We start from the raw sequence: 19,407 nt of genomic DNA, 5'->3' as shown, positions 1-19,407 counted from the left end.
GTTGGTTCTCTATCAGCTCCGACGGGCCGGCTTCTTTGCCGGGCCGGTGTCGTAGCCGAGGCGGACGCGGGTGAAGCGCGAGGCGCCGCCTTGCGCGTTCGGGATCTGCACATCCGCCTTGTTGAAGATGAACTGGGTGCCGCCGGCCGGCATGTCGACCGGGAAAGCCACCTTCTGCGAATAGATGACGCTGTCGCCGTCGACCACTTCGATGAGGATCGGCAGGGTGACCTTGCCGGGGACGCCGACCGGGCCCTGGACGAGACGTCCTTGCGCGACGACGTTGATGGTCAGCGTCGTCTCATTGGCGGTGCACTGGCGTGTCGCGTCGGCGAGCGAGGCTTGGTAGAGCAGTTTTTCCGGTGTGTTCTCGCCACCGCGCGCATAGGCGCGGTGAATGGCGGTCTGTTCGAGCATGACGACCGGCGGGCAGAATGCCTGCACCACGGGAGTTGCTGCCTCAGCGGCGGGGGCGGCGGTTGCGGTCGGGGTCAGCCCCTCTGTCGGCGCCGAGGAATTGCAGCTTGCGAGAACCGCCACGAGCGACACCGCCAGAAGACCACGCGAAATCTTTGCAAACACCGTACTCAACCCTCTTCCATCCCAATATCTGGGCCATTTACCTGGCGAACCGGAGCGTCACTTTCCGGTCTTTCACCGCCCATTTTCCTGGTCTATATCAGCGGCGCGAATAAAAATCGATTGGGGTTGATGGTCGTGGACTATATTTCTACCCGGGGCGAAGCCGCTCCGCTCGGATTCCGGGATGCGCTGATGGCGGGCCTTGCCCGCGACGGCGGCCTTTACGTGCCACGCCAATGGCCTTCGCTCTCCAAAAAGGAGATCCGCGCCCTGCGCGGCAAGACCTATCAGGAGGTTGCCTTCGAGATTCTCAAGCACTTCGTCGGCGACGAAATTCCCGCCGACAAGCTGAAGGGCATGATTGACGAGGCCTATGCCACGTTCCGGCATCCGGCCGTCGTGCCGCTGGTGCAGACCGGGCCGAACGATTTCGTGCTCGAGCTCTTCCACGGCACGACGCTCGCTTTCAAGGACGTGGCGATGCAGCTGCTCGCCCGGCTGATGGACTATGTGCTGGCCGAGCGCGGCGAGCGCGCAACGATCGTCGGCGCGACGTCGGGGGATACCGGCGGGGCGGCCATCGACGCATTCGCGGGCCGCGAGCGCACCGACATCTTCATCCTTTTCCCGCATGGCAAGGTCTCGTCCGTGCAGCAGCGGCAGATGACGACCTCCAGTGCCGCCAACGTGCATGCGCTGGCGCTGAAGGGCAATTTCGACGACTGCCAGAACATCGTCAAGGAGATGTTCAACGACGTCGCCTTCCGCGACCGGGTGAGGCTCTCGGGCGTCAACTCGATCAACTGGGCGCGCATCATGGCGCAGGTGGTCTATTATTTTACGGCCGCCGTTTCGCTTGGGGGACCGGACCGGAAAATCTCCTTCACGGTGCCGACCGGCAATTTCGGCGATATCTTCGCGGGTTATGTGGCCAAGAAGATGGGCCTGCCGATCGACCGGCTGGTGATCGCCACCAACGACAACGACATCCTCGCCCGGACGCTGAAGACCGGCCGCTACGAGATGCGCGACGTCAAGGCGACCACCTCGCCGTCAATGGACATCCAGATCTCGTCCAATTTCGAGCGGCTACTGTTCGAAGCCTATGGCCGCGACGCCGCTTCGGTGCGCGCCGCGATGGCCGGGCTGAAGCAGTCCGGCAGCTTTGAGATCAAGCCGGAGGCGCTGAAAGCCGTCCGCCGCGAGTTCCGTGCCGGGCGGGCGACGGAGCGACAGGTTGCCGCAACCATCCGCGAAACGCTTTCCGAGACCGGGTACCTCCTCGATCCCCATACTGCGACCGGTGTTTTCGTCGCAGGCAAGAACGCAAAACCGGCAAGCCCGATGGTCACTCTGGCCACCGCGCACCCGGCCAAATTTCCGGCCTCGGTAAAATCCGCTTGCGGAATTGATCCGGCGCTTCCATCATGGCTTGCTGATCTTATGCAAAGGGAGGAGCGCTTCGATATCTTGGAGCCTGAGCTTAAGGCCGTCGAAACATTCATCGGCCAGCATGCCCGCGCTAAGTAACAGAGGTATCGGCGGCGCCGGAAAGACGTAAACATGAATGTAGAAATCACCCGGCTCGCCTCCGGGTTGACGGTCGTCACCGAAACCATGCCGCATCTGGAGAGCGTCGCGCTGGGTGTCTGGATCAAATCCGGATCGCGTAACGAGACCGAGGACGAACATGGGATCGCCCACCTCCTCGAGCACATGGCCTTCAAGGGCACCGCCCGCCGCAGCGCCCGTGACATCGCCGAAGAGATCGAGAATGTCGGCGGCGAACTCAATGCCGCAACATCCACCGAAACCACCTCCTATTACGCCCGCGTGCTCAGGGACCATGTCCCGCTGGCGGTCGATATCCTTGCCGACATCCTGACGGAATCAGCCTTCGACGAGGAAGAACTGCGTCGCGAAAAGCACGTCATCCTCCAGGAGATCGGTGCTGCCAACGACACGCCCGACGATGTCGTTTTCGACAAGTTTTCCGAGGTCGCCTATCGCGGCCAGACGATCGGCCGGCCGATCCTCGGCACGCCGGATACAGTCAAGGGGTTCACCCCGGGGCAGATCCGCAACTATCTTTCGCGCAATTACACGACGGACCGGATGTTCGTGGTCGCCGCTGGCGCCGTCGATCATGCGACGTTCACCAAGCAGGTGGAAGAGCGCTTCGCCAGCCTGCCGATGACCCCGAGTTCGCCGCCCGTGCTGGAAGTCGCCCGCTACATCGGCGGCGACGTGCGTGAAACCCGCGACCTGATGGACGCGCAGGTCCTGCTCGGATTCGAGGGCAAGGCCTATCACATGCGCGATTTCTACTGCTCGCAGATCCTCGCCAACATCCTCGGCGGCGGCATGTCCTCGCGCCTGTTCCAGGAAGTGCGCGAACGTCGCGGCCTGTGTTATTCGGTCTATGCCTTCCACTGGGGCTTTTCCGATACCGGCATCTTCGGCATCCATGCGGCAACCGGCGGCAGCGAGTTGCCGACGCTGGTGCCTGTGATCATCGACGAGCTGCGCAAGTCCTCGGAAACCATTCATCAACAGGAAATCGACCGTGCCCGCGCCCAGATCCGCGCCCAGCTTCTGATGGGCCAGGAAAGCCCGGCCGCCCGCGCCGGCCAGATCGCCCGCCAGATGATGCTTTATGGTCGCCCCATCCCCAACCCGGAAATGATGGAACGGCTGGAAGGCATCACCACGGAGCGGCTCACCGATCTTGCCGGACGGCTGTTTTTCGATACAGTTCCCACCTTGTCGGCGGTCGGCCCGATCGAACAGCTCGCGCCATTGACCGACATCTCCACGGCGCTTTCCACGCCGGGGATCCAGACGAAGAAGGCTGCCGGTTAAACCGGCCGCCCTGCCCGGAGCAGCGTTAGCATGACCAAATCGGTGTTTCGGTTCCTGTCGCGACAGCCGGACACACCAGAGCTTTATGGCGAAAACCACCTGCTCCGGCTTCCCCGTTATTCCGACTACAAACAGTGGCAGCGGCTGCGCTCGGAAAGCCGGCCGTTCCTGCAGCCCTGGGAGCCGATCTGGCGGCCGGACGAGCTGACCGAGGGGGCGTTCCGCCTGCGCGTCGTCAGAAGCGGCCAGGAATATGCCTCCGGCCTTGCCGTGCCGCTGCTGCTCTTCCGCCGCGACGACCAGGTGCTGCTCGGCGGCCTGACCATCGGCTATATCCGCCGCGGTGCGGCGCAGAGCTGCATGGTCGGCTACTGGATGGGCGAGAAACATTCCGGCCAAGGCCACATGTTGGCCGCATTGAAGGTGGCTATCCCGTACATCTACGGCGGACTTCAGTTGCACCGGATCGAGGCAGCCTGTATTCCGGAGAACTGGAAAAGTGTCCGGCTTTTGGAAAAGGCCGGTTTCGAGCAGGAAGGTCTTTTGCGCAAGTATCTCAAAATCAATGGCGAATGGCGCGACCACCTGATGTTTTCCCGCCTGCCGGAAGACGGCGAGTTCGGGAAGATGCTGAAGCCATGAACGCCTCAGCCTTGCGTCTTGCGTCATTGATCCGCTTTTTTCCGGCAATCATCGCCCTCCTCGCTGCCGCCGTGGTCCTGACGACGGCGCCAGGTGTGCGCGCCGCGGAGCCGGTCAAGATCTCGCGAGACGACACGGCGCTCGACCTCACCAGAACCACCGATATCTACGTCAACCAGGGCGAGGCCTTTCAGGTTTCGACCGCCGCCGCTGCGGATGGCATCCGCCGCCGCATCGAGGTGCGTGCAAGCTCTCCCGGCCACCAGGGTGACTGGGCGGTCTTTGCACTCTCCAACGTTTCGGAAGAACAGCTCGAACGGGTGATCGTCGCGCCGCATTTCCGGCTCGCCAACTCGAAAATGTTCTGGCCGGACCTCGGCTCGCAGCGCATCATCTCGATCACGCCTTCGGAAGGTTTTGCGCTCGACCGTATACCGAGCCCGGATGCCGACGTTTTCCGGATCACGCTGAACCCCGGTTCGACCATCACCTTCGTGGCCGAGCTCGCGACGCCGTCGCTGCCGCAGATCTATCTCTGGCAGCCGGACTCCTACAAGGACACGGTCAATTCGTTCACGCTCTATCGCGGCATCGTGCTCGGCATTGCCGGCCTGCTGGCGGTGTTCCTGACCATTCTCTTCGTCGTCAAGGGCACCTCGATGCTGCCGGCGGCGGCAGCGCTTGCCTGGGCGGTACTCGCCTATATCTGCGTCGACTTCGGTTTCCTCGACAAGCTGATCACCGTCACGTCGGGCGACCAGCGCATATGGCGCGCGGCGGCGGAGGTGGCGCTCGCGTCTTCGCTCGTCATCTTCCTGTTCACCTATCTCAACCTCAACCGCTGGCACGTGCATCTCGGTTACGCGACGCTTGCCTGGGTGGTCGGCCTGGTGCTGCTCGGCGGCGTGGCGATCTACGATCCCTCGGTCGCGGCGGGCATCGCCCGCCTTTCGTTCGCACTGACCGGTACCGTCGGCATCCTGCTGATCATCTATCTCGGCTTCAACCGCTACGATCGCGCGATCCTGCTGGTGCCGACCTGGGCGCTGATCCTGGTCTGGCTTTTCGCCGGCTGGCTGACGGTGACCGGCAAGCTCGACAACGACATCATCCAGCCGGCGCTTGGCGGCGGTCTGGTTCTGATCGTGCTGCTGATCGGCTTCACGGTCATGCAGCACGCCTTTGCCGGCGGCGCCTACCAGCAGGGCCTGTTCTCCGATCTCGAACGGCAATCGCTGGCGCTCACCGGCAGCGGCGACACCGTCTGGGATTGGGACGTGGCCCGCGACCGCGTCGTCACCACGCCGGACATCTCGACCCGCCTCGGGCTCGATGTCGGCGCCATGCACGGGCCGGTGCGCAACTGGGTGCCGCGGCTGCACCCCGACGACCGCGACCGCTTTCGAGCGACGCTGGACGTGCTGCTCGAACACCGCCGCGGCCGCCTGAACCACGAATTTCGCATCCGCGCCGAGGACGGGCATTTCCACTGGCTGCAGATTCGCGCCCGGCCGGTGCTCGGCTCGAACGGCGAAATCATCCGCTGCGTCGGCACGATCATCGATGTGACCGAGCAGAAAAATTCCGTCGAGCGGCTGCTGCAGGACGCATTGCACGACAACCTGACCGGCCTGCCGAACCGCCAGGTCTTCCTCGACCGGCTGCAATCGGTGCTGACGCTGGCGCCGGCCGGCGACACCGTGCGGCCGACCGTCATGGCGATCGACATCGACCGCTATAAACAGGTCAATGACTCACTCGGCATCGCGGCCGGCGACAATATCCTGATCGCGCTGACCCGCCGTCTGCGCCGGCTGCTGAAGCCGCAGGACACGCTGGCGCGGCTTGCCGGCGACCAGTTCGGACTGATCCTCGTCTCCGAGCGCGACCCGGCCAAGGTGGCGGATTTTGCCGATGCGGTCTCCAAGGCGATCATGGTGCCGATCAACTTCGCCAACCGCGAAATCATCCTGACTGCCTCGATCGGCCTCTCCTCGTGGGTCGACCAGCAGGAAAGCGCCTCCGGCATGCTGGCCGACGCCGAACTTGCCATGTACCGGGCGAAACGCTCCGGCGGCAACCGCGTCGAGCCTTTCCGCCCCGCCTTCCGGGCCGCGGGCGCCGACAAGCTGCAGATCGAGACCGATCTTCGCCGCGCGATCGAACGCAAGGAACTGTTCCTCGCCTACCAGCCGATCATCAGCCTGAAGGATGGCGAGATAGCCGGTTTCGAGGCGCTGATGCGCTGGGATCATCCCAAGCGCGGCAGTATCCCGCCATCGGAGTTCATTCCGATTGCCGAAATGTCGGACCTGATCGGCCCGCTCGGCCTGTTCGCCCTCGACCGGGCCGCCTCGGACCTGATGGTCTGGCAGGGCCAGACCGGCGACCTGCCGGTGTTCGTGTCGGTCAACCTGTCCAGCGCCCAGCTTCTCAACGCCGATCTCTACAACGACGTGCGCGCGCTATTGCAGAAGACCCAGGTCAATCCGGGCCAGCTGAAGCTCGAACTCACCGAGTCGCTGATGATGGAGAACCCGGAACAGGCGCGGCTGGTGCTTGGCAAACTCAAGGAGACGGGCCTCAGCCTCGCGCTCGACGATTTCGGCACCGGCTATTCGTCGCTCGCCTACCTTACGCAGTTCCCGTTCGACACGATCAAGCTCGACAAGGCGCTGGTTCGCAACGCAACGGAAAAGCGGGCAGTCCTTTTGCGTTCCGTGATTGCCATGGCCCGTGCGCTGGAAATGACCGTGGTGGCGGAGGGCGTCGAGACCGACGAGGATGCGGCGGAACTTGCTAAGATGGGCTGCCATTTCGGCCAGAGTTATCTGTTCGGCCCGCCTGCCCCGGCAGATGCCGTGCTCCGTCTTCTGAAAGAGCGCTTCCCGCTGACCAAGCGGGCGTAGGCTTTCTCAAGCGGCCTTGCCCGCTCTCGAACGCTCGCGGGCGAAGGGGCTGAGGCCCAGCCATTGCTGCATCGAGCTCGCCATTTCCGGATCGCCGTCCAGCTCCAGCCTTCCCTGCGCCATTTCGGCCCGCACCGTCGCAATGCCCATCCAGATGGCGGTCATCGTCCGGAGCGAACTGGTCACGTAGAGGTCGATCTCGAAGCCGGGATCGGTCGAGCAGACATCGACATCGCGGCCGTCGACGACCAGCCAGTATCGCTGCTGGCCCGCCGGCCGCTCGGGAAAGAGAAAGAGGACCGTGCAACGCCGCGGAGGCATCGGGGTCGGATCGAGGTGGCGGCGCATGTCCCACATCAGCAGCGACGGATCGAGTTTCTGAAGCGAATGCTGGGTCTCGACCCAATGCTGGCCCCAGAAGCCGAGGGTCATGACCACCTCGCGCAGATCCTCGCCGGCCGGCGTCAGGTGATATTCCATCACCCCGTCGGCCGCCTTGCGGTTTTCGACGATGCCCGCCTGGACCAGTTCCTTCAGCCGTTTCGAAAGCAGGGTCGGCGACATGCGTGGCACGCCGCGCCGGAGGTCGTTGAAACGGCAGCTGCCGCACAGAAGTTCGCGGAGTACGAGCGGCGTCCAGCGGGTGCAGAATATCTCCGCCGCCATCGCCACCGGACAGAACTGGCCGTAGCTCGCGGTCACTTCCAACATCGCCATCTCCTCGCATGCCCCGGGGCAGAGTAATCCCGTTCCGGAAACCGACCAAGTCCGCTTTATGTACTATTGGCCTGACAACGGGGCGGCTCCGGATGACGGATATCAAACACCTCGTCCATCCCGGCGCGTGCCGAACGCTCGGACACGATACATAGCTGCCAAGGCATGACGAATCTAAACGCTATCATTACAGAGCAATCGGCATAGCATTGCCGCCTCATCCCCACTTGACTCATTCATAGCTCTAGAGCTATACGTCAATCCATAGCCAACGAGGTATGAATTCAGTGTCGAACGCTCACGATGTGCTCTTTCGAACGCTTGCCGACCCGACGCGGCGAGCCATATTCGAGCGGCTGTGCCGCGAAGGCGAGAGGACGGTCGGGGTCCTGACGGCGCAGGCCGGGGTTTCTCAGCCGGTCGTCTCTAAACATCTCGGGGTGCTGAAGCGGGCGGGGCTGGTGCGCGACCGCCATGAGGGCCGCCAGACGCATTACAGTGCCCAGCTCGGCGCGCTCGCCCCGCTGGTCGACTGGACGAGCCAGATGGCCGGGTTCTGGCAAAACCGCTTCGACCGCCTCGAAGACCTGCTCAAAAGGATGGACCAATGAACGATACTTCGACCCAAACACGCACCGTCGTCGTCGAGCGGGAGATTGCCCACCCGGCGGAAAAGGTTTGGCGGGCGCTGACACAACAGCACCTGATCGAGGAATGGCTGATGAAGAACGATTTCCAGCCGGTCGTGGGTCACCGTTTCAAGCTTCGCGGCGAGTGGGGCGGCGTCCTGGACTGCGAAGTGCTGGCCGTGGAGCTTCACAGGAAGCTCTCCTACACCTGGGACCATGCGCATGAGGATGCGGCCTACGATCTGAGAAGCGTTGTGACCCTGACGCTTACCCCGACCAGCACAGGAACCCATCTGCGCATGGAGCAGTCGGGCTTCCGGCCGGATCAGACGCTCGCCTATAACGGCGCCCGCCACGGATGGCAGGGATTCGTCGGCGCGCTGGAGACCGTTCTGGCGAGGATCGACTGACGCCTTGCAAGAGGCCTGGGCCTGGACTTTTTTACAGGACGGCAGTGCCGTTCGTTTTTCGAGGAGGTATTATCGTTGAACTGGAACACGTCAATTCGGCAGGTCCACCGCTGGCTGTCGATCGTCTTTACGGCGACGGTCATTGCGAACTTCGTCGCCATGGGCATCGGAGAGCCGCCCTTGTGGGTCGTCTACTCTCCCCTCATCCCCCTGTTCCTGCTAATGTTGAGCGGTCTTTATCTGTTCGCGTTGCCCTACGCCCGTCGTAGCGGGCAACACACCAGCGGATAGGAGTGAACAGAATGGCTGAAAAGACGTCCAGGAAATCCGGGGCTGCCAAGCCGGCACCCGCCAGCCGCGTCGCTGCGGAGCCGGCTCTCCTTTCAGGCGGCAACCCGCAGATCGCCAAGGGTTACGGCGACGCACCCGTGCAGGCCTATATCGCGGCCATGCCGGGCTGGAAAAGCGATGTCGGGCGGCGCCTCGACGCACTCGTCACCAGAACCGTCCCCAACGTCTACAAGGCGGTCAAATGGAACTCGCCGCTCTACGGCATCGAGGGCGACGGCTGGTTCCTCAGCGTCCATTGCTTCACGAACTACATCAAGCTGGCATTCTTCCGCGGCACCTCGCTCAATCCCGTCCCCCCCGGCACGTCCAAAACCCCGCAGACGCGCTACTTCCATATCCATGAGGGAGAGGAACTCGACGAAACACAGCTCGCCGATTGGGTGAAGCAGGCCAGCCAATTGCCCGGCGAACGGATGTAGCGACGGGCGAACGGCGACAGCATGAAGAAAGCGACGGCAACCATGGAAACCATGAACAGCATTCCGGCGGACAAAGACCCCTCTCCGGCGCAGTTGATCGATGCGAGGATCCGCGAGCTTGGCGACTGGCGGGGCGAGACGCTCGCCCGGGTCCGGTTCCTGATCAAGCAGGCCGAGCCCGACGTGGTCGAGGAATGGAAGTGGCGAGGGGTCCCGGTCTGGGAGCGCGACGGGATCATCTGCACCGGCGAGACCTATAAGGCCGCCGTGAAACTGACCTTCGCCAAAGGGGCTTCGCTGGAGGATCCTTCAGGCCTCTTCAACTCCAGCCTCGACGGAAATACCAGGCGTGCGATCGATTTTCACGAGGGCGACAAGATCGATGAGGAGGCGCTGAAGGCACTCATTTGCGCCGCCGTGACGCTGAATTCCGCCCGCCCCGCCCGCTCCCCGAAGAAGCCGAAGAGCGCCTGAAAACCATCGCGAAACGGCACGGATCGATCCGCTTTCCGGATGCCCTGACAAGGGCTCCGAGTTACCGGATTTGCCCCGATCATCCTCGGCGCCGCGGTGTCGGCGATCTGTGTCCGGCAGGGTCTAGTCCATTTCCTGTACTTGCGGCGGCTCGCCGAGCGGCCAACACTCCGCCCATTCTCGACACATGGGAGGAGAAAAAAATGACAACGGCAACCGAACTCAAACCCGCCCACACGGTCCATTCGAATGCGGTCGGCATTGCCAGATCGCTCTGGCCGGTCTTTGCCGCACGCGCCGCGGAGGCCGATGACGGCGATGCCTTCGTCGCCGACAATTATCGCGACCTGCGCCATTCCGGCCTGGTCGAGGCCGGCGTCCCCGCCGATCTCGGCGGCGGCGGCGCTGAGGTTCGCGAACTCTGCGACATGATCCGGGAGCTCGCCCACCACTGCGGCTCGACGGCGCTCGCCTTTTCGATGCACACGCATCAGGTGGCGATCCCCGCCTGGCGCTGGACACGTCAGAAGGCGGCACCGGTGATGCCGCTTCTCAAACGCGTGGCGGCGGAGCGGGTCATCCTGCTCTCGAGCGGCGGCTCGGACTGGATCGAAGGATCGGGCAAGGCCCAGAAGGTCGATGGCGGCTACCGGATCACCGCGCGCAAGATCTTCACCTCCGGCTCGCCGATCGGCGATATCCTGATGACCGGCGCGGTGCTCGACGAACCGGATGGACCGAAGGTCCTGCATTTCGGCCTGCCGATGAAATCGCCGCATGTCAAAATTCTCGACACCTGGAAGGTGATGGGGATGCGCGGCACAGGCTCGAACGACGTGATGATCGAGGGCCATGTGGTGCCTGAAGAGGCGGTGGCGCTGAAGCGCAACCAGGGCGAATGGCACATGCTGTTCCACATCATCTCGATGGTCGCCTTCCCGCTGATCTACGCGGCCTATCTCGGCGTTGCGGAAAGCGCGCGCGATATCGCGGTCGAGATGGCGAAGCGGAAGGAGCCGGACGCCCATGTGATCGAGCTTGCCGGGCGGATGGAGACCGAGCTCAGGGCCGCGCAATACGCCCATGCCGCCATGATTGCCACGGCCGAGCGCGGCGAACCTTCGCCGGCCACGACCAACGAGATCATGATCGGCCGCTCGCTGGTCGCCCGCCACGCAATCGCCGCGACGGAACTCGCCATGGAGACGGCAGGCGGCGCAGCCTTCTACCGGGACAAGGGCCTCGAACGCCGGTTCCGCGACATTCAGGGCGCCCGTTATCACCCCATGAGGGCAGGACCGCAGCAGGAATTTTCCGGCCGCATCGCCCTCGGTCTCGATACGCTCAGGACCTTTTGAAAAACAAAAGCTTGAGGTGGCGACGTCCAAAAACCAGCATAGGCTGTATTCCTGCTTCGGAATGCATCATCAGGAGAGCAAGTTCAACGCAAAGTAGCGTCTCAAAAATATGATAATGCATGTTTTGGAGTTGACGAAATCGTGATCTTGCCCCCTAATTCCCAGGGGTCTCTGAATGCGCCCCATAAACTACTTCCCGCCTTTCGATCCACCGAAAGGCGGGTTTTCTTTTTGGGGCGGGGCTATCCCCTCTGCGCCTGGATAAGCCGGTGAATATATTCCAGCTTGACCATGACGGCCTGCGAGAGAACGAAGGGATAGAGATCCGGCTGGCCCATCGAGCGGTGGATGCTGTTGAGCGCCATGCTGAACGGCACCCAGGCTGAGACGAGCTGTTCCGCATCACGTGCCGCATAAGGATTGAAAGCCACTTCCGCCGCCATTTCCGCATGGCCACGCGGCTCGATCACCATGCCATAGGCACGGGCTGTCTCCAGCGTATCGACGATATGCAGGTAATGGGCGAAGCACTCGGCGAAATCTTCCCAAGGATGGGTGCTGGCATAGGTGCTGATGTAGAAATCCTGCCAGCCGGGCGGCGGGCCCAGCTCGTAATTTCTCTGCAGCGCCGCGCCGTAATCGATCGTCTCGTCGCCGAAGATGGCGCGGAACTCCTCCAGCCTGCCGCCGTCGCGCACCAGCTTGTCCCAGATGTAATGACCTGTTTCATGGCGAAAATGCCCGAGCATGGTGCGGTAAGGCTCGTTCATCGAGACGCGCACCTGCTCGCGGGTCGCATCGTCGGCCTCGGCGGCGCGGATCGCGATCAGGCCGTCCTCGTGGCCGGTCATGGCCGGTACGATGGTGCCGTCCGGCTGAACCTCGTCAATCAGGAAATCGAAAACGAGACCGCCCTGCGGATCCTCGTCGCGATTGGTGTGCGGCAGGTTCCAGCGCATCAGCGAGTAGAAGAGATGCCGCTGCGCCTGGCTGATGCGCCGCCACTGGCTGAGGCCGACTTCGGTCGAGGCATCCGGAACCAGGCGGTTATGCCGGCAGGCAGGGCAGAAGGGATGCGGATCGTCGGCGCTGACGGTCCAGTTGCAGATATCCATCGCGGCATTGGCGCAGTGGCGCACCTTGTAGTCCGGCCGGGCGACGAGATGCCATGCCCCCTCCTCTTCATCCTGCGCAAGCGCATGCATGGCCAGATGCTCCGGGACGAAGGCCAGCCGGTGGCCGCAGTTCACACAGGAGCGATTGTCGAAATGGATGGTCTGGCCGCAATGATCGCAGTCGTAGAGGCGCATGGAACGTCCGTCGGTTTCAAATGGGCGGATACAGAAAACCTGCTCCGGCCGGAGCCGGAACAGGTTCGCATTCTAAGCTTGTAGAGTAACCGTTACATGCGGTCGACAACACCCTTCGCCGCATCCTTGACCTTGCCCTTGGCCTGCTGCGCATGGCCCTTGGCTTCCTGGCCCGCACCCTTTGCCTTGAGCTTCGGATTGTCGGTCATGTCGCCGGCTGCCTGCTTGACCTTGCCGGTCATTTCGTTGGCCTTGCCGGCCATCTTGTCACTGGTGCTGCCCATCGTGCTTCTCCTCGGTGAGGACGCCCATCGTCCTGCTGGGAAAAGAACTCCGGGCTGCAGGCTTCGTTCCGGAAATCTTTCGAAATTGAGCGATCAGGCGTGGCCAGCTTCGCTGGAGAGCATTTCCGGACTGACGCCGAGGAGCGCCAGGGCGCGTTCGTACTTGCCTCCCAGCGCGCGGTCGAAGATCAGCGCGTCGCTGGCAGGACAGTTCAGCCAGCCGTTGTTGGCGATCTCGATTTCCAGCTGGCCGGCACCCCAGCCGGCATAACCGAGCAGCATCGTGGCACGCGCCGGTCCCCGCCCGTCGCAGATGGCGCGGATGATATCGAGCGTTGCGGTCAGCGAGATGTCGTCACTCACCGGAATTGAGGATTCGCTGACGAAATCGTCCGAATGCAGCACGAAACCGCGGCCGGTCTCGACCGGACCGCCCGAAAGGATCGGCAGATCCCGGGTCTGCACCGGCAGCATGATCGCATCGGCCTGATCCATAATCTTCAAGTGAAGGAGAACGTCCGTGAACGAAATCTGCTGTGCGCGGTTGATGATGAAGCCCATCGCGCCAGCCGGCGAATGGGCACAGACATAAACGACGGCGCGCGTGAAATTGCTGTCCTGCATGCCCGGCATGGCAATCAGGAACTGTCCATCCAGGAAGCCCCGTTCGCTCTTGTCCTCGAGGGTCGAGAAAGACATGATGCCTCCAGCCTGCCTTCCGGCCCGGCCAAACGGGCAGGAGAGCGTCAATTGCAATTCCATCAAGATGGGGCAGTCTCCCCGATCAATCAACCGAAAATGATCAGTTTGCATAGGCTCGTGACTGGTTCGGGCAAGGCCAATCGGTTAAACGCTTGGTCGATGAAGAGAATTTTGCCGAGCAGCATTCCGTCCCGGGCGCCCGCAGCGCTCGCCGCCTGCATCACTGCAGGCGCAGTCCTGGGCATTGCCACGATGAGCTGCGCCGAGACCACGCCTTGGGCGAGCAACGAGGGCGGCCGGATGCGGGTGGTGGCGATGCCGCCCGAGCCCGATGGCACGGTGCGCGGCGCGCTGCAGATCGAACCGAAGGCCGGCTGGATCACCTACTGGAAGGAGCCGGGCGATGCCGGCATTCCGCCGCAGATGATGTTTTCCAAGGCAAGCGGCGTGACGCTGAACAGCATGAGTTATCCCGTGCCGAAGCGGATCGACAACGGCAAGCTGCGCGATATCGGCTACGATCATGCGGTCACCCTGCCCTTCGAGCTGAAGATGGAGGATCCCGGCAAGCCGCTGAACCTCGGCGCTTCCGCCTTCGTCGGCCTATGCCGCAATATCTGCATTCCGTTCCAGGCGGAATTCTCGCTGCAGCTCGGAGCCACCAAGGGCACGCCCGTCGAGGAAGCAATGATCCTCAACGCCGCGGCCTCGAAACTCCCGGAACCGCCCTCGGACGATTTCGCGGTTACCTACTACGCGATGACGCAGGGGCGCGACAAGCTGGCCCTGAAGCTGAAACTGCCGCCCGAGGCCTCGGCACCGCCGCAGGTGATCGTCACCGGTCCGCAGGGCCACGTGCTCTTCGACGGCGTCAACGGCCGGCGCGACGGCGACGCCTACGCGCTCGACATGCCGGTCGGCAAATTGCCGAAGAATTACGACATCAAGGGCAAGCGCTGGGGCATTCTGGTGATCGCCGGCAACCGTGCCATGGAAACCTCGCTCGCCTTCGAGTGACGTCACGTCCTGTTGATCGGACCTGCCTCCGGCGGCCTGTTGCATTGCGGCCTTTCCCTTGTCTTGGCGAAAGTGCGCTCTATAGTGCGCCGCGAATGGCGGGCCTGAACAGGCGCTCGCCCAACCGAGGAGAGCCCCATGACGATTGCCATCGGCGACAAACTTCCCCCAGCCAAGTTCAAGGAAAAGACCGCGGACGGTCCGGTGGAGATCACCACCGAACAGCTGTTCGACGGCAAGAAGGTGGTTGTCTTCGCCGTGCCCGGCGCCTTTACGCCCACCTGCACGCTGAACCACCTACCCGGCTATCTCGAGAACCGCGACGCGATCCTCTCCAAGGGGGTCGACGACATTGCCGTCCTCGCCGTCAACGACTGGCACGTGATGGGCGCCTGGGCGACCCAGACCGGCGGCCTCGGCAAGATCCACTTCCTGGCCGACTGGGACGGCGCCTTCACCAAGGCGCTCGGCCTCGACGCCGACCTTTCGGCCGGCGGCCTCGGCGTGCGCTCGAAGCGTTATTCGATGCTGGTCGAAAACGGCGTCGTCAAGTCGCTCAACGTCGAGGAAAGCCCCGGCCAGGCCACCGTCTCCGGCGCCGCCGCGATGCTGGAACAGCTCTGAGCCATCGTTAATTTTGCTTCCAAAGGACGCCTGCGGGCGTCCTTTTTGTTTGCGAAAGGGAGAGGATGGGGCCAGCGTCATCCTCATTCTTGCGCTTGTCACAGGAACCCGGCAGCGCCATGTCCGCGGGACACACTTTCTCCCCGCCCTCTTTCCGCCATATTTGTTATAACATAACCGTAATGTTATTACATAAATGGCGACAGCGATGGCACGACTCTCTCAATCCTCCAGCCTGATCGGCAGTTCGGCCCTTGGCCGCCTCGTCTACGTCGCGCTGCTCCTTGGCCTTCTCTGGTTGGCGATCGCCTGGGCGGCGATGCTTCCGTGAACGCCCTCCTCACGCTCGATAACCTGACGGTCACCTACGACCGGCATCCTGCCGTCCATCATGTATCGGGTTTCTTCCGGGCCGGCAGCCTGACCGCGATTGCCGGGCCGAACGGTGCCGGCAAGTCGACGCTGATGAAGGCGATCATGGGCGAATTGCGGCCGGCGGAAGGGCGGCTGCAACATCAGCTCGTTCGCAGCGATTTCGGCTATCTGCCGCAGGCGGCGGACATCAACCGGCGTTTCCCGATCTCGGTCCTCGATACGGTGCTGCTCGGCGCGTGGCGGCATACGGGAGCCTTCAGGGCGAACGGACCGAAGGAACATGCCCAGGCGGCCGGCACGCTCGCCGCCGTCGGCCTCGGCGGGTTCGAACGGCGGCCGATCGGCTCGCTTTCGGCCGGCCAGTTCCAGCGGGTGCTGTTTGCACGCCTCCTGCTTCAGGATGCGAAGGTCATCCTGCTCGACGAGCCCTTTACTGCCATCGACGCGCGCACGACACAGGACCTGCTCGACATCGTCGCACACTGGCATGGCGAGGGCCGCACCGTGATCGCCGTGCTGCACGACCTCGAACAGGTGCGGACACATTTTCCGGAAACTTTGCTTCTGGCCCGCGAATGCATCGCCTGGGGGCCGACGGCGGAGGTGATGTCGGCCGGCAATCTGCTCAAGGCGCGGATGATGGCGGAGCGATGGGACGACGGCGCAGGGATTTGCGAGAGCCCAAGCGGAAAGGCCCCGAGCAACGGGGTCGTCGCATGAGCGCCTATGACCTGCTGATCGCGCCGTTTGCCGATTACGGCTTCATGCGCCGGGCGCTGGTTGCCTGCCTGTGCCTGGCGCTCGGCTCCGGACCGATCGGCGTCTTCCTGATGCTGCGGCGCATGAGCCTGATGGGTGATGCCATGAGCCATGCGGTGTTGCCGGGTGCGGCGATCGGCTATCTCGTCGCCGGCTCGCTGTCGCTGACGGCGATGGGGATCGGCGGGCTCGTGGCGGGTCTTTCAGTGGCGCTGCTCTCCGGCATCGTCAGCCGGGCCACCGTGCTGCAGGAAGATGCGAGCTTTGCGAGCTTCTACTTGACCTCGCTGGCCCTGGGCGTGCTGATCGTCTCGCTGCGCGGATCCAATATCGACCTGCTGCACGTGCTGTTCGGCACCATTCTCGCGATCGACGGCCCCGCACTCGCTCTCATCGGCTCGATCACATCGGTGACACTCGTTGCCCTTGCCCTGGTCTACCGGCCGCTGGTGGCGGAGTGTTTCGATCCGGGCTTCCTGCGCACCGTCGGCGGCCGCGGGCCGGTCTATCACGCGCTGTTCCTGCTGCTCGTGGTGCTGAACATGGTCGCGAGCTTCCAGGCTCTCGGCACGCTGATGGCGGTCGGGCTGATGATGCTGCCGGCCGCGGTAGCGCAGCTCTGGGGCCGCAGCCTGACCGCGATGATAGCTCTTGCCGCCGGCACGGCGGCCGTCTCCGGCTATGTCGGGCTGGTCGCCTCCTATCACCTCGAACTCGCCTCCGGCCCGACGATCATCATGACGGCTGCGGTGATCTACGGCCTTTCCATTCTCTTCTCACCGTCAGGTTTTGCCCGGCGGCTGTTTCCCAGCCCACATCTGAAGGGCTGATACCACCGGTCAATCTCAAGGAGACCTCGATGATATCCCGCAGACTGCTTCTCTCCGCCGCCATTCCCGCCCTCATGGCCTTTTCCGCCGTGCCGGCCTTTGCCGACACGCTCAAGGTGGTCGCCTCCTTCACGGTGCTCGGCGATGTCGTCTCCCAGGTGGGCGGCAAACACGTGAAGGTGACGAACCTTGTCGGCCCGAACGGCGATCCCCATGAATTCGAGCCGTCGCCGACGGACGCCCGGAACCTCAAGGCGGCGCAGGTGGCCTTCGTCAGCGGCGAAGGCCTGGAAGGCTGGATGGACCGGCTGATCACCGCCTCGGGCTACAAGGGCAAGCCGGTCGTGGTGTCTGAAGGGGTGAACACCCGCACCATGGACGAAGACGGCAAGACGGTGACCGATCCGCATGTCTGGAACAGCCCGGTCAACGTCAAGGTCTGGGTCGCCAATATCGAAAAGGCGCTTTCGGAGGCGGATCCGGCCGATGCGGGCGCCTTCAAGGCGAATGCCGAAGCCTATCTCCAGAGGCTCGACGCGATGAATGCCTATGCGCATTCCAAGTTCGACGCGGTGCCGGCCGATCGCCGCAAGGTTCTGACCAGCCACGATGCCTTCGGATATTTCGGCCGCGAATACAATGTCAGCTTCCTGGCGCCGCTCGGCCTCTCGACCGAGACCGAAGCCTCGGCCGCCGACGTCGCCAAGCTGATCCGGCAGATCAAGGCCGAGGGCGTAAAAACCTATTTCCTCGAAAATTCCAACGATCCGCGGCTTGTGAAGCAGATCGCCAAGGCGACCGCTGCCCAGCCGGGCGGCGAGCTTTATGTCGAATCGCTCTCGGATGCCAAGGGGCCGGCGCCGACCTATGAAAAGATGTTCCGCTATAATGTCGACCAGATCGCTGCGGCGATGGCGAAGTCGAGCTGATCACGCAAGAGTAGGCTGCGGGCAAACGCCCGCGGCCTTTCCTCAGACCGCCATATCGAAAACCAGAAGCCCCGACAGCCCGCCGTCCGCAGAGCCGATGATCCGGTCGCCGACAGCTATGTGGTCCGGATGGACGAGATAGGCGTCGCGCGCCTCGGGGTTCTCGAAGGTCACGATGAAACCGTCGAGAAAGCCGCCGTTCAGGCCTTCCGGTGAGACGTTCTGGCCGAATTTCACGTCGAGGATGCCGGGCGTGACATCCTTCAGCGCGGCGACCGCATCGTAGATCGACTGCTTGTCGGCCTGCTGGATGGCCGCCTTGAACCGAACGAATACGCAATGCAGGATCATGAGCGGACCTCCCCGGGTTGTTGGCGGCAGAATAGTGACTGATGCTTGGAGCGCAACAGCGGCTCAGGCGATTTCCAGAAGAAGGGCACGATGGTCGGAAACCTCCGGCTCGGCGACCACGTCGAAACTCTCGACCTTCACATCCGGCGTCACCAACAGGTAGTCCGCATAACGGCCGTCCTTCGGGTACCAGGACGTGCGGGTGTCGGTGAAGCCGCGGGTGGTGACAAGATCGGTGAGGCCAAGTTTTCCGAGAATGGCGAAGGTCTCGCTGCCGGGCAGCAGATTGAAATCACCGCAGACGACCAATGGCTCACCGGGCTGCCAGACCTTTTCGATCAGCGCGACGAGAGCATGGGCCTGGGCCAGCCGGGCCGGCGTATCGCCCTTGCCGGCAAGATCCCGCAGCCCGTGCATCTGCACGATGGTCACCGCCGAGCCTATCCCGTAGCGGTGGATGCGGACGGCGTGGGCGTTGCGCGAGCGCGGATGCTCGCCCCAGCCGCCGGCCGAAAACTCTCCATGCACGAAACCGAGCTGCTGGCCGATGATGGGCAAAGAACCGCGCACGAACGTGGCGAGGCCGAATTCGGAGCCGACCTCCCGCTCACCGTCGAACAGCGTGCCACGGGCGACCGGAGCGTACATCGCCTCATGGCCGGGCAGAACCGCCTTCACATCCGCATAGAGACTGGCGCGCTGCGGCAGTTCGAAGGCGCCGTCGCGGTAGGCCAGCCAGTCGGCGGCCGCATTCGGCGTGCGGGTGACTTCCTGCAGGCAGAGCACGTCCGGATCAGCCGCCTTGAGATACCGCATCAGCGGCGCATGGACTCGGCCGCCCCAGGCGTTGAGGGAGATCAGGCGCAAGGTCAT

General features: G+C 63.3%; 23 protein-coding genes. 16 read left to right on the top strand and 7 right to left on the bottom strand.

Annotated elements, in window-relative coordinates:
* Nucleotides 1-12: 12 nt before the first annotated feature.
* Nucleotides 13-582 carry a PilZ domain-containing protein gene (locus C5J22_RS16775; RefSeq protein ID WP_105439207.1) on the bottom strand — a complete coding sequence of 190 codons (570 nt, stop codon included), beginning with the start codon at nucleotides 580-582 and terminating at the stop codon, nucleotides 13-15.
* A gap of 126 nt (nucleotides 583-708) precedes the next feature.
* On the opposite strand from C5J22_RS16775, the gene thrC reads away from it, so the two are divergent.
* Genes thrC through C5J22_RS16755 form a run of 4 tightly spaced genes read left to right on the top strand, consistent with a single transcriptional unit; the run spans nucleotide 709 to nucleotide 6,995 of the window.
* The gene (thrC, locus tag C5J22_RS16770; protein ID WP_205837192.1) at nucleotides 709-2,112 is read left to right on the top strand and encodes a threonine synthase; all 1,404 of its coding nucleotides are present in this window, start codon (nucleotides 709-711) and stop codon (nucleotides 2,110-2,112) included.
* 33 nt (nucleotides 2,113-2,145) lie between these two features.
* Nucleotides 2,146-3,444, top strand: coding sequence for a pitrilysin family protein (locus tag C5J22_RS16765; RefSeq protein ID WP_105439127.1), 1,299 nt, complete (start codon nucleotides 2,146-2,148; stop codon nucleotides 3,442-3,444).
* Nucleotides 3,445-3,474: 30 nt separating this feature from the next.
* Nucleotides 3,475-4,086: a GNAT family N-acetyltransferase gene (locus tag C5J22_RS16760; protein ID WP_046607106.1), complete on the top strand. Its 612-nt coding sequence runs from the start codon at nucleotides 3,475-3,477 to the stop codon at nucleotides 4,084-4,086.
* A complete protein-coding gene (locus C5J22_RS16755) occupies nucleotides 4,083-6,995 on the top strand; it encodes an EAL domain-containing protein (protein ID WP_105439126.1) in 2,913 nt (970 codons plus the stop codon). The genes C5J22_RS16760 and C5J22_RS16755 overlap by 4 nt, the downstream gene beginning before the upstream one ends.
* 6 nt (nucleotides 6,996-7,001) lie before the next feature.
* On the opposite strand, the gene C5J22_RS16750 is transcribed toward C5J22_RS16755, so the two are convergent.
* On the bottom strand, nucleotides 7,002-7,706 hold the full coding sequence (locus C5J22_RS16750) for a helix-turn-helix domain-containing protein (protein ID WP_105439125.1): 705 nt from the start codon (nucleotides 7,704-7,706) through the stop codon (nucleotides 7,002-7,004).
* A 293-nt stretch (nucleotides 7,707-7,999) separates the two neighbouring features.
* On the opposite strand from C5J22_RS16750, the gene C5J22_RS16745 reads away from it, so the two are divergent.
* The 6 genes from C5J22_RS16745 (at nucleotide 8,000) to C5J22_RS16720 (ending at nucleotide 11,353) form a co-directional block, all read left to right on the top strand.
* A complete protein-coding gene (locus C5J22_RS16745) occupies nucleotides 8,000-8,323 on the top strand; it encodes a helix-turn-helix transcriptional regulator (RefSeq protein WP_046631613.1) in 324 nt (107 codons plus the stop codon).
* The gene (locus tag C5J22_RS16740; protein WP_105439124.1) at nucleotides 8,320-8,751 is read left to right on the top strand and encodes an SRPBCC domain-containing protein; all 432 of its coding nucleotides are present in this window, start codon (nucleotides 8,320-8,322) and stop codon (nucleotides 8,749-8,751) included. Before C5J22_RS16745 ends, C5J22_RS16740 begins: the two co-directional genes overlap by 4 nt.
* A 75-nt stretch (nucleotides 8,752-8,826) precedes the next feature.
* A complete protein-coding gene (locus C5J22_RS16735) occupies nucleotides 8,827-9,042 on the top strand; it encodes a hypothetical protein (RefSeq protein WP_105439123.1) in 216 nt (71 codons plus the stop codon).
* An 11-nt stretch (nucleotides 9,043-9,053) separates the two neighbouring features.
* Complete coding sequence (locus tag C5J22_RS16730; protein ID WP_105439122.1) at nucleotides 9,054-9,521, top strand: DUF1801 domain-containing protein; 468 nt, start codon at nucleotides 9,054-9,056, stop codon at nucleotides 9,519-9,521.
* Nucleotides 9,522-9,542: 21 nt separating this feature from the next.
* On the top strand, nucleotides 9,543-9,995 hold the full coding sequence (locus C5J22_RS16725) for a DUF1801 domain-containing protein (RefSeq protein ID WP_105439121.1): 453 nt from the start codon (nucleotides 9,543-9,545) through the stop codon (nucleotides 9,993-9,995).
* Between the two features lie 203 nt (nucleotides 9,996-10,198).
* Nucleotides 10,199-11,353: an acyl-CoA dehydrogenase family protein gene (locus C5J22_RS16720; protein WP_105439120.1), complete on the top strand. Its 1,155-nt coding sequence runs from the start codon at nucleotides 10,199-10,201 to the stop codon at nucleotides 11,351-11,353.
* 242 nt (nucleotides 11,354-11,595) lie between these two features.
* Here C5J22_RS16720 and C5J22_RS16715 read toward each other — a convergent pair whose 3' ends face one another.
* The 3 genes from C5J22_RS16715 to C5J22_RS16705 all read right to left on the bottom strand — a co-directional run bounded on the left by C5J22_RS16715 (nucleotide 11,596) and on the right by C5J22_RS16705 (nucleotide 13,646).
* On the bottom strand, nucleotides 11,596-12,663 hold the full coding sequence (locus C5J22_RS16715) for a putative zinc-binding metallopeptidase (RefSeq protein ID WP_105439119.1): 1,068 nt from the start codon (nucleotides 12,661-12,663) through the stop codon (nucleotides 11,596-11,598).
* Nucleotides 12,664-12,755: 92 nt separating this feature from the next.
* Nucleotides 12,756-12,947, bottom strand: coding sequence for a CsbD family protein (locus tag C5J22_RS16710; RefSeq protein WP_046631166.1), 192 nt, complete (start codon nucleotides 12,945-12,947; stop codon nucleotides 12,756-12,758).
* A 93-nt stretch (nucleotides 12,948-13,040) separates the two neighbouring features.
* Complete coding sequence (locus C5J22_RS16705; RefSeq protein ID WP_105439118.1) at nucleotides 13,041-13,646, bottom strand: YqgE/AlgH family protein; 606 nt, start codon at nucleotides 13,644-13,646, stop codon at nucleotides 13,041-13,043.
* A 162-nt stretch (nucleotides 13,647-13,808) separates the two neighbouring features.
* On the opposite strand from C5J22_RS16705, the gene C5J22_RS16700 reads away from it, so the two are divergent.
* The 6 genes from C5J22_RS16700 (at nucleotide 13,809) to C5J22_RS16680 (ending at nucleotide 18,183) form a co-directional block, all read left to right on the top strand.
* Nucleotides 13,809-14,666, top strand: a complete 858-nt coding sequence (locus tag C5J22_RS16700; RefSeq protein WP_245440411.1) for a protein-disulfide reductase DsbD domain-containing protein — start codon at nucleotides 13,809-13,811, stop codon at nucleotides 14,664-14,666.
* Nucleotides 14,667-14,804: 138 nt separating this feature from the next.
* Nucleotides 14,805-15,290 carry a peroxiredoxin gene (locus C5J22_RS16695; protein WP_046631163.1) on the top strand — a complete coding sequence of 162 codons (486 nt, stop codon included), beginning with the start codon at nucleotides 14,805-14,807 and terminating at the stop codon, nucleotides 15,288-15,290.
* Nucleotides 15,291-15,498: 208 nt separating this feature from the next.
* Nucleotides 15,499-15,621, top strand: a complete 123-nt coding sequence (locus C5J22_RS31925; RefSeq protein ID WP_256386135.1) for a hypothetical protein — start codon at nucleotides 15,499-15,501, stop codon at nucleotides 15,619-15,621.
* Entirely contained in the window at nucleotides 15,618-16,385 is a 768-nt protein-coding gene (locus C5J22_RS16690; protein WP_105439116.1) for a metal ABC transporter ATP-binding protein, read from the top strand. Before C5J22_RS31925 ends, C5J22_RS16690 begins: the two co-directional genes overlap by 4 nt.
* Complete coding sequence (locus C5J22_RS16685) at nucleotides 16,382-17,254, top strand: metal ABC transporter permease (protein WP_105439115.1); 873 nt, start codon at nucleotides 16,382-16,384, stop codon at nucleotides 17,252-17,254. The genes C5J22_RS16690 and C5J22_RS16685 overlap by 4 nt, the downstream gene beginning before the upstream one ends.
* A gap of 29 nt (nucleotides 17,255-17,283) precedes the next feature.
* Nucleotides 17,284-18,183 (top strand): metal ABC transporter substrate-binding protein, encoded by a 900-nt coding sequence (locus C5J22_RS16680; RefSeq protein WP_105439114.1) that lies wholly within the window; start codon nucleotides 17,284-17,286, stop codon nucleotides 18,181-18,183.
* 42 nt (nucleotides 18,184-18,225) lie between these two features.
* On the opposite strand, the gene C5J22_RS16675 is transcribed toward C5J22_RS16680, so the two are convergent.
* Both C5J22_RS16675 and C5J22_RS16670 read right to left on the bottom strand, forming a co-directional pair.
* A complete protein-coding gene (locus tag C5J22_RS16675; RefSeq protein ID WP_046631154.1) occupies nucleotides 18,226-18,534 on the bottom strand; it encodes a Dabb family protein in 309 nt (102 codons plus the stop codon).
* Between the two features lie 63 nt (nucleotides 18,535-18,597).
* Nucleotides 18,598-19,407, bottom strand: coding sequence for an endonuclease/exonuclease/phosphatase family protein (locus tag C5J22_RS16670; protein WP_205837190.1), 810 nt, complete (start codon nucleotides 19,405-19,407; stop codon nucleotides 18,598-18,600).

The sequence above is a fragment of the Neorhizobium sp. T25_13 genome (assembly GCF_002968675.1).
Taxonomy (GTDB): domain Bacteria; phylum Pseudomonadota; class Alphaproteobacteria; order Rhizobiales; family Rhizobiaceae; genus Neorhizobium; species Neorhizobium tomejilense.
Note: the sequence above shows the minus strand (reverse complement) of the source record. Positions and strands in the feature narration are given on the sequence as shown.